Consider the following 9,730-nt stretch of genomic DNA (forward strand, 5'->3'; position numbering starts at 1 on the left):
CTATTTGTTCAGGACTCCAGCTGTCTTTTAGCTTATCTGTGACCCAATCCCATACGTCAGCGATGATGCTGGGCGCATTGTTTGACCGTCTGTCACAAGCCTTGTTATTAGCATTCTTTGCTCGGTAACCGCGCAGGCCTTTATTACGCCTTAGCTCTCTTGATATGGTGCTGGGACTTCTGTTTAACGCCCTCGCTATAAATTTAATACTATGTTTTGCCCCTTTAAGGGCATAAATCTGGTATCGTTCACCTAGGCTTAGATGTGTATAGTTCATGGTTGCAATCTCACTTTGGTCGGTGGATAAAAACTTTGATGCTAGCGCATCTAGGTCTTTTTTTCACCTCACATTTGGTATTGCACTTCATGTGTTAATCTAAGATGGAAAAAAATCTGTATGTGTTTGATAACCTGCCAGATCGTCCTGATGGCTTGGTTGAACCACCGCTTGGTAGCACTAATAGCATTCAAGGCATTCCTAGACGCTCGATTCAGCTTGGTTATATCGACTATCGCGACCGCCGTGTTCCGATACATCTAGAGCGGGTACGCATTGATGATAGCGCGCCTTTTTGGGTGTTTTCAGCCCAAACGGTTAGTAATATTGATAAGCTTTATGAGCAGTATCGCCCCGCTAAGTTTGAGCGTTATTTACCGGAGTGGACACAGCTAAAGATTTTTAGTATCACCGTTTGGGAATTTTTAGCGCTACTGCTATTTTTCTCTTTTACCATGGCAGTGGGTTGGTTGTTAAGTAAAGCTGCTGGCAAAATCCTCAATTGGTATGTGGTAGATAAAGAAGGAAATCGCCTCGGTACGCTTCACCATAATGGCGTGGAAGATTTGGTCAATAAGCTCACGGTGCCTTTGACCTTTACCATCAGTTTTTCGTCGGTTTATACCCTAGTGTCAGGCGGTCTTCCTTATTTAGATGCCGTTGCCTCATCGACACGACCAGTCGTTTGGGTTGGATTGGTGTTTAGTACCATGTGGCTGGGTATTCAAGCCATTAATTTTTTTGCCAATCGCTACAAAGATTTGCAAATTGAAAACTTAAGCGATGAGCATTTTGATAAAAGTCGCAGTCGCCGCACCTATGTTTCTATATTTCGCCGTATTTTTATTTTTGTTATGATTCTTGGTGGTATTTGGGTAGGACTTAGTGAGTTTACTAATATAGACGGTTTGGGTAAAACCTTGTTAACGTCAGCAGGTATTGCCGGCGCGGTCATTGGTATTGCTGCACAGCCTATTCTAGGTAATATTATTGCTGGGACACAGGTTGCCATTACGCAGCCTGTGCGGATTGGCGATACAGTGATGATGGAAGGTGAGTGGTGTACGATTGAGGATTTAGGCTATACCTATGCGGTATTAAAAACATGGGATGAGCGTCGTTTGATCGTGCCCATGCGTCACTTTATTACTGAGATTGTGGAGAACTGGTCGCATACAGAATCGCATCAAACTTCAGTAATTTATTTATATGTCGATTATGGTGCTGATATTGACGCTATTCGACAAAAATATATCGAGCTGGTGAAAGAAAATGAGCTATGGGACGTTGAGACGGAACCTGAGATGCATACAGTGTCAGTGTCAGAAAGTAGCATCAAGCTACGCTGTAGCCAGGCATCTGATAGCCCATTAAACGCTTGGACGCTTGAGTGTGAAGTACGTGAGCAGATGATGAGTTATTTATATACCGAACAAAAAGACTACTTACCGGCTGAGCGTTTGATATTTAAGAGTAGCGACGTTTAAAAACAATGGCACCGTCATGGCAAAATAAGCTGACAAATATGTTATGCGAAGCCTTGCTTTATTTGTTATAATATGGCGTTATTTTTAAGGGATAATTCAGTTGTTAAGCGTCGTGTAATTAGACTTTAGGGTGTTTAGATACGCTATATTGGCAAATCTATTTAACCAACCGTCTCGTTACCGCTAATAAATTGCTAATGTGCCGAGCGAATATTTGTATATAGTGTTTGTTCCTCACTGTTTTTTCATCACCTTTGGCTTTGATAAAACGTTAGTTTATTGACTTGATGTCTGCATTGTCCACCCATCAAAATAACCACTACTAGGGGTCTGTATGTTGCGAATTGTCGATGAAGCCTTAACCTTTGATGACGTTTTATTGTTGCCAGCCTATTCTGAAGTCCTGCCAAAAACTGCCGACCTGTCTACACGTTTGACCAAAAATATCACGTTGAACCTACCGCTTGTCTCTGCTGCTATGGATACGGTGACTGAGTCTGAAATGGCTATCACCATGGCGCAGTTAGGCGGTATGGGTATCTTGCATAAGAGCATGGATATCGCCAAGCAAGCCACACAAGTTCGCCGCGTCAAAAAATTTGAAGCGGGTACGGTGGTTGATCCTATCACGGTACATCCTGAAATGACCATTGGTGAGTTGCTAAAGCTGACCCAAGACAATAACATTTCAGGCGTACCTGTGGTCGAAAAAGGCACTGATAATGTGATGGGTATTGTGACCCATAGAGATTGGCGTTTTGAGACCAATCTATCATTGCCAGTCAGCAAAATAATGACACCAAAAGCCCAGTTGGTAACGGTACATGAAGGTGAAAGCAACGAAAATATCAAACGCTTGTTACATGAGCACCGCATCGAAAAAGTCATCGTGATTGACGATCAGTTCCGTTTACGCGGTTTGATTACAGTGAATGACTTTGCAAAAGCGGAAAACAATCCAAACGCCTGTAAAGATGAACAGGGTCGTTTACGTGTTGGTGCTGCTGTTGGTACAGGCGCAGACACCCAAGCACGCGTTGAGGCATTAATCGCCGCTGATGTCGATGTTATCGTGGTCGATACGGCACACGGTCATTCAAAAGGTGTGATCGATAAAGTGTCTTGGATTAAGAAACACTACCCACAGGTGCAAGTGATCGGTGGTAACATCGCAACAGGTGATGCGGCTAAAGCATTGCGTGATGCTGGTGCTGATGCAGTAAAAGTGGGTATTGGTCCGGGTTCTATCTGTACCACGCGTATCATCGCTGGTATTGGTGTACCGCAAATTTCAGCGATAGATAATGTGGCCAGTGCATTACAAGATAGCATTCCACTGATTGCTGATGGTGGTATTCGTTACTCAGGTGATATGGCCAAAGCCATTGCCGCTGGTGCTTCTTGCATCATGGTAGGCTCGTTGATGGCTGGTACCGAAGAAGCGCCAGGCGAGGTGGAGTTATTCCAAGGTCGTTATTATAAAGCCTATCGTGGTATGGGTAGCCTTGGGGCGATGTCAGGCTCGAATGGCTCATCGGATCGCTATTTTCAAGATGCCAAAGATGGAATAGAAAAACTGGTCCCAGAAGGTATCGAAGGCCGCGTCCCTTATAAAGGCCCAGTCGCTGGTATTGTCAATCAATTGGTTGGCGGCTTGCGCTCATCGATGGGCTACACTGGCTCTGCAACCATCGAGGATATGCGTGCCAATCCACAGTTTATCAAAGTAACGTCAGCAGGTATGAAAGAGTCGCATGTTCACGACGTGCAAATCACTAAAGAAGCACCAAACTATCGCGTCAACTAAACGATAACTCTTGGATAATGATTAATAGCCCTATATCACCTTAAAAATAGCTGACTTTCAGGGCTATAGTGACCTTAAGATACAAACAGCCAACAATGCCTTGTTATTGTTGGCTGTTTTTTTTGTAAAATACAGGAACATATTACAACAACTATATTAGCGCCTATATAGTGGATTCATTTTATAGCAATAGCACGTTATTATTTACTACAACCGTATCACTTTTATTTTGAACTGACGATATATAGGCCTGACTTTTCACTTTTAGATTTTGGGAGCATACATAATGAGCTACTTTGGCACCGATGGCATTCGCGGAAAATTTGGTGAGTTACCAATTACCCCTGATTTTATTTTAAAGTTGGGCTATGTGACGGGACAGGTGCTGATAGAGAACAATGACAATCCTACTCGCAAGCCAAGTGTGGTCATCGGTAAAGATACACGCCTGTCAGGCTATGTGATTGAAGGAGCGCTACAAGCAGGGTTCAATGCTGCTGGTGTCGATGTTCACATGCTCGGCCCATTGCCCACACCAGCTATTGCGCATTTGACCCGCAGTTTCAATGCAGATGCTGGCGTGGTTATCTCGGCATCGCACAACCCTTATTATGATAACGGTATCAAGCTGTTTTCAGGTGATGGTAAGAAACTGACCGATGAGCTGCAAAGCTCTATTAATGACAAATTAAAAGCCATCATGAGCGCCTCTGAGGCTGATAATAATGTGATCATGCCCATTCTGGATCCAGCAGAGTTGGGAAAAAACAATCGAATCAATGATGCCAAAGGTCGCTATATCGAATTCTGTAAAGGCAGTTTTCCTTATCAGTATGACCTGAGTCATCTGACAGTCGTTGTGGATTGTGCCAATGGCGCAGGCTATAGCGTGGCTCCAAGAGTCATGCGTGAGCTGGGCGCTAACGTGATTGCCATCAACAATACGCCTGATGGGGTTAATATCAATGCTGACTGCGGCTCTACCCATCCTGAAGGTCTACAAAAAGCTGTACTGAAACACGATGCAGATGTTGGTATTGCGCTAGATGGTGATGGTGACCGTATCGTGATGGTGGATGAAGCTGGTAACTTAGTCGATGGCGATGGCATTTTGTATGTACTGGCTACCCAAGGTCAGATCAAGGCTAAGGGTGTCGTGGGTACGCTGATGAGTAATATGGGCTTAGAGTTGGCATTAAAAGCCGCTGATATTGATTTTACTCGGGCAAAAGTGGGCGATCGCTATGTGATGCAAGACCTTGAGGCCAATGGTTGGATATTGGGCGGTGAGCCGTCAGGTCACATTTTATGCTTGGATAAAAGCCGAACGGGTGATGCGATCATTGCAGGTTTACAAGTGTTGTCCGTCATGCAAGCCCGAAGCCGTGCTTTAAGCGATCTTGTCGAGGGTTTCGAAAAACTACCGCAAAAACTGGTCAATGTGCGTTTAAGTCAAATGCAAGATCCTTTTGAGCATCAAGAATTGGTCGCGGCTTTTGAGAAAGCACAGGATACTTTAGAAGGTCGTGGTCGTCTATTGATTCGTCAATCAGGTACTGAGCCAATGATACGAGTGATGGTTGAGTCAGATGATGAAATAGAATGTGATGTATTGGCGAACGATTTGGCTGATCATATCAAAGCCGTATTAGGTTAATATCATTAGATAACAATATTAAAATAAGGAATGACCATGAGCATGGATTTTACCGATCAGCGTTTGTCGTACGAAAAAGGTGAACTTGATCAACAGTCTGTACCAGCGTCACCATTTGAGCTTTTAAAAGGCTGGATGAATGAGGCAATAGCACAAAAAGTTCAAGAGCCTTATGCAATGAGTCTGGCGACGTGTGGCGCGGACAACAAGCCTAGTGTACGTATCGTCCTTATGCGTGAGATTACTGAAAATGGCGTGGTATTTTATACCAATTATGAAAGCGCCAAAGGGCAGGATATTGCCGAAAACCCGAATGCCGAGGTGTTATTCTTTTGGCATGAGCTGGAGCGTCAAGCACGTATCAGCGGTAGCATTGCTAAAATTGCTGCTGATAAATCAGCTACTTACTTTCAAAAGCGCCCACATGACAGCCAAGTAGGGGCATGGGTCAGTCAACCTCAAAGTGGTGAAGTGGCTAACCGTGAGGTCATGGAAAACAAGTTTGATCAGCTACAAAGCGAATATCCAGAAGATAGCCAAGTGCCGACGCCAGCGTTTTGGGGTGGTTATGAAATTACTATCAATGAGATTGAGTTTTGGCAAGGCCGTGCCAACCGTATGCATGACCGTATTGTCTATAGTAAAAAAAATAGTGATAGCTGGAGTACCAAACGCTTATTGCCTTAGACCTGTTTGCTACTCATATGTAGGTATAATACCAAACCCAAAAAGTACGATTAGCTGTGTCAAACTCGTTTAGTCTACAGTGCGTAGCATTTGCACTCGTTTTCCTTGCTACTCTATCTAGTTTTTGTGAATAGTATAAGTATGACAATAGTCAAATTAGACAAAGAAGCCAGCTTACTCGCCGTTTTATAAGAGCGAATAAGCTGGCTTTTTATGGTACTGACTTTCTAAAAGCTTTGTCTAAAAGATGTTCCTAAAAATTGCTTTTAAAGGCTTTCTTGATAAGAAGTATGTAGGTCAGTTTTATTAATTACTCTGAGTATTCACTCTCTTAGGCTCTTTTTTAACATCGGTATCCACATCGACTGACACCGACATACCAGGGCGCAATTGTGCAAGCTCAGGTTGGTTTTGTTCTAAGTCAATACGTACCGGAATGCGCTGAGCGATTTTAATATAGTTGCCAGTCGCAGGATTTGCCGCGCCTGCACTAAACTCACTGCCAGTGGCTGGCGAGATGTTGCTCACATGACCACGGAACTTAACGCCGCCCAACGCATCGACACGTACAGTCGCAGGCTCGCCGACAGTCATGTTGGCCACTTGGGTTTCTTTAAAGTTGGCGATAACCCAAATGCCTTTTGGTACGATATACATTAGCTGAGTACCAGCACTCACATATTGTCCCTCTTTGACACTAACTTGACTCAACTGCCCCGATTCAGGTGCAGTGATGACCGTATTATCCAAATTAATCTGCGCTTGCTTGGCACCCGCTTCCGCATTTTTAATATTGGCATCTAAGGAAGAGCGGCTGCCACTGGTCTTTTCGCTAGCCTCACGGGCAACTTGTAAATTAGCTTCTGCTTGTTGAACACTCGCTTGTGCTTGAGCAAGTTGTGCTTTTATATGGGCAACTTCTGCCTTTGAAACAGCGCCAATAGCATCCAAACCTTCATAACGATTAACATCTTCACGTGCACTGTCAACGCTGACTTTGGTGCTATATAAATCAGCTTCGCGTGCTTCGATTTGTGCTTGATTGGTTCCCGTGTCCTGAGCATTACTAGAGCGGTTGGTCACCGCAACTTCGATATTGGCCTGCGCTTGCTCGAGTTGCTGCTGAAAGGTTCGATCGTCTATTTTGACCAATAAATCACCAGCTTTGACGCTGGCAAAATCTTCGACTGCTACTTTCGTGACATAGCCTGAGACTTGTGGGCTGATAATGGTTGTTTGACCTTTTACAAAAGCATTATTGATTTGCTGCACGGTAGGCGTAAACGGGGGCAGTTTCCATGCATAAAGAATCAAAAGCACGCCAATAGTAACTAATGCAATTAATAGGCCTAGATTGAAGTAAGATTTCTTTTTAGGTGACCAACCCGCAGAGCTAGGAATGGGCTCTTTTGGGGGCATTGGGGGTTCATCTGCATCACTATCTGTTGTCTCAGCGGCAACAGGCGTCGCTGCTGAATCTTCTTCTTTCGGTATAGCCACCGTCGCATCAGTTTCATCGGTTTTTGGCTTTTCTAGATGAGTTGCTGCTGATGGCGCATTGGACGGCATCTGATTGTTCTGAGCAGGGTCTTGGGTAGCATCTTGAGTAGCGTTTTGAGCAGTGCTTTGATTGTGGTCATCAAGCTCATTCGTTTTGTTTTCGCTCATGATGCACTCCTAATGAATTTAATAAACATAATAGATAACTTTAAAAAAATAAGCATAGGATTGGAATAGAGGGTGAGTAATAAAAATTGTAGCATTGGCTATTTTTGTTCTCTCATCTTCGCCAAAGCGGCAAGCTCTTTAGCGAGCGGGTTACGCTTATGATAACGATAATATAGGTAGATAGTTAATAAATACAAGGCAGTAATGGTAGCGCTCACTGCCATTAAAAAGAACAAATCATCATAAGCTGCGACCGTCGCTTGCTGCTGTACACCTTGCAGTACTTGTGTCATTGCAGCACGATTATCGCCGCTCATTGAGCTGACCATATCGGCATAATGCATCTGCGTACGAATGGTGGTAAACGCTTGAATGCCTGCAGCGCCTGCCAAACCGCCAACGGTTTGTGAAATACTAAAGATCACCGAAAAGCTAATAATATAAGCAGGGCCATTGGCAATGGCACGAAACATGCCTTCAAATACCATCGGTCCCATAAAATAAACAGCAGCAAAGGCAATCATAAACTGACTGAGATAAAACATATGTGGAGCAGAGTTTAGCGATACACCAGTATCTATCCACGCGCCAACGGCAATCAGCGCAACCGCAAAAATTACCGGTCGACGTAGATCCATTGCATTGGTACTAAAAATACTAATCACTAATGCCAGCACACTGGCGATTAATACCACGGCATAAAAAACAATCATTTGATCATTGCCATAGCCAAGATTGGCCAATAGCCCTGCCGCACCAACGCTTTGTTCAGATAATAAAATACGCATGACAGCGCCTGTTATCATAAAGGCGATAATAGTACGACTGCGCATCCAGCGTACTTGTAGCATGGGGTTTTGACGATGGGTTTCAATCCATAAAGCAATCGTAATAGTCACGGCAGCAATAATCAGTGGATAGCTAAGCCAAGGCGTTGTCCACCACTGAATCCTACCCTGTACTAAAAATACAGATAGGGATGCGAGCCCGCTAGCAAAAAAAGCAAAGCTAATAATATCGAGTTTCTCAAAGACTTTTTGGGTATTGCCTGGTGGCAACTCAAGGATATTAATAAGCCCAAAGCAAATTAGGGATAGTCCAACTTGAAATAAAAACAGATTCTCAAGCTGACCGTCAATAGCAAGATATGGTGAGATAATACGTGACAGTGGAATACCAAACTGCACCAAACCAAAGCCTAAAATCAGTCCGCTGATACGCTTCGCTGTCGGCATGCCTTGTAGACAATAAAAAATAGACAACACCGTCATCGCACTGGCAACCACACCACTGAAACCACGGGCAACCAGCTCTAAATAAAAAGGCTCAACACTGATGCCAGTCGCCGTACTCAGTAGGTTACTACTGACCAACCACTGCATGCTGGTGGCTGCTAATAAAAAGAATAAGGTAATCTTGCTAAATAGTGACATACCAAACTGTTGGCGAATTTTATACAACAGCACAGTGACGCAAGCATTGGTCATATTATAGGCGACCGATATCCAGCCACCTTCAACAGGCGTTAACCCCATTTCACCTTGAATTTGGGTAAGATTGGCGACCAATAGACCATTTTGAAAACTGGCCGTCAAGCCGATAAAAATCCCAATCAGCAAGTAGAACACCTTTCGGCGCACGGGATGGTCAGGGGTGGCAGGGGAACCCAGCATAAATGGTTGTTCATGGGGTTTGAACTGGTATTCAGTACTCATGGATAGACGATAATCTGCGTAGTAAAATAAAGTGGCATAGGACAGCTTCCAGATTAGCGTTATTTAATACGCTGATAAAGGCAAAAACAGACTAAAAATTGCTTAAGACATTTTATCATAATTTCTACTGAGCATTGCTTATGTACCGAGCCCATCCCAGATTCTGTGTAACTGCCATTTAGATTAAATGCTTACTAATGCGATCATCAAACATAATCATAAAGCGATTTAAAGCAGACGTCCAGTTACGGATTGGCATCGACCACTTTTTAGAGGCCTGCTGGGTTGCCAGATATACTACCTTGAATGCTGCCTGATCAGAGGGAAACACCTTACGCTTATTCACCGCCGTTCGAATCACGCTGTTTAGCGACTCGATAGCATTGGTGGTATAGATGGCTTTTCTGATATCTTTCGGATACTCAAAGAACA

At 43.9% G+C, this 9,730-nt stretch carries 8 protein-coding genes; 4 read left to right on the forward strand and 4 right to left on the reverse strand.

Annotated elements, in window-relative coordinates; all coding sequences use genetic code 11:
* On the reverse strand, positions 1 to 277 hold a 277-nt coding region (locus EI161_RS11825; protein WP_192528923.1), incomplete at its 3' end, for a helix-turn-helix domain-containing protein.
* A 104-nt stretch (positions 278 to 381) separates the two neighbouring features.
* On the opposite strand from EI161_RS11825, the gene EI161_RS11830 reads away from it, so the two are divergent.
* The 4 genes from EI161_RS11830 to pdxH all read left to right on the forward strand — a co-directional run bounded on the left by EI161_RS11830 (position 382) and on the right by pdxH (position 5,915).
* A complete protein-coding gene (locus EI161_RS11830; RefSeq protein ID WP_192529640.1) occupies positions 382 to 1,764 on the forward strand; it encodes a mechanosensitive ion channel family protein in 1,383 nt (460 codons plus the stop codon).
* A 334-nt stretch (positions 1,765 to 2,098) separates the two neighbouring features.
* Positions 2,099 to 3,571, forward strand: coding sequence for an IMP dehydrogenase (guaB, locus tag EI161_RS11835; RefSeq protein WP_192529641.1), 1,473 nt, complete (start codon positions 2,099 to 2,101; stop codon positions 3,569 to 3,571).
* Positions 3,572 to 3,857: 286 nt separating this feature from the next.
* Entirely contained in the window at positions 3,858 to 5,228 is a 1,371-nt protein-coding gene (gene glmM, locus EI161_RS11840; protein ID WP_192529642.1) for a phosphoglucosamine mutase, read from the forward strand.
* A gap of 42 nt (positions 5,229 to 5,270) precedes the next feature.
* Positions 5,271 to 5,915: a pyridoxamine 5'-phosphate oxidase gene (pdxH, locus tag EI161_RS11845; RefSeq protein WP_192529646.1), complete on the forward strand. Its 645-nt coding sequence runs from the start codon at positions 5,271 to 5,273 to the stop codon at positions 5,913 to 5,915.
* 306 nt (positions 5,916 to 6,221) lie between these two features.
* Here pdxH and EI161_RS11850 read toward each other — a convergent pair whose 3' ends face one another.
* The 3 genes from EI161_RS11850 to EI161_RS11860 all read right to left on the reverse strand — a co-directional run.
* Positions 6,222 to 7,583 (reverse strand): HlyD family secretion protein, encoded by a 1,362-nt coding sequence (locus tag EI161_RS11850; RefSeq protein ID WP_192529643.1) that lies wholly within the window; start codon positions 7,581 to 7,583, stop codon positions 6,222 to 6,224.
* A 98-nt stretch (positions 7,584 to 7,681) separates the two neighbouring features.
* A complete protein-coding gene (locus EI161_RS11855; protein WP_192529644.1) occupies positions 7,682 to 9,298 on the reverse strand; it encodes an MFS transporter in 1,617 nt (538 codons plus the stop codon).
* 178 nt (positions 9,299 to 9,476) lie between these two features.
* Positions 9,477 to 9,730: transposase (locus EI161_RS11860; RefSeq protein WP_192529645.1), on the reverse strand; the 254-nt coding region annotated here is incomplete at its 5' end.

The sequence above is a fragment of the Psychrobacter sp. FME5 genome (assembly GCF_014861375.1).
GTDB lineage: Bacteria > Pseudomonadota > Gammaproteobacteria > Pseudomonadales > Moraxellaceae > Psychrobacter.

Excerpts from the sequence above, each read along its gene's own strand:
- EI161_RS11850 (WP_192529643.1), bottom strand. The coding sequence starts at position 7,583 with ATGAGCGAAAACAAAACGAATGAGCTTGATGACCACAATCAAAGCACT.
- EI161_RS11855 (WP_192529644.1), bottom strand. The coding sequence starts at position 9,298 with ATGAGTACTGAATACCAGTTCAAACCCCATGAACAACCATTTATGCTG.
- pdxH (WP_192529646.1), top strand. The coding sequence starts at position 5,271 with ATGGATTTTACCGATCAGCGTTTGTCGTACGAAAAAGGTGAACTTGAT.
- guaB (WP_192529641.1), top strand. The coding sequence starts at position 2,099 with ATGTTGCGAATTGTCGATGAAGCCTTAACCTTTGATGACGTTTTATTG.
- EI161_RS11830 (WP_192529640.1), top strand. The coding sequence starts at position 382 with ATGGAAAAAAATCTGTATGTGTTTGATAACCTGCCAGATCGTCCTGAT.
- glmM (WP_192529642.1), top strand. The coding sequence starts at position 3,858 with ATGAGCTACTTTGGCACCGATGGCATTCGCGGAAAATTTGGTGAGTTA.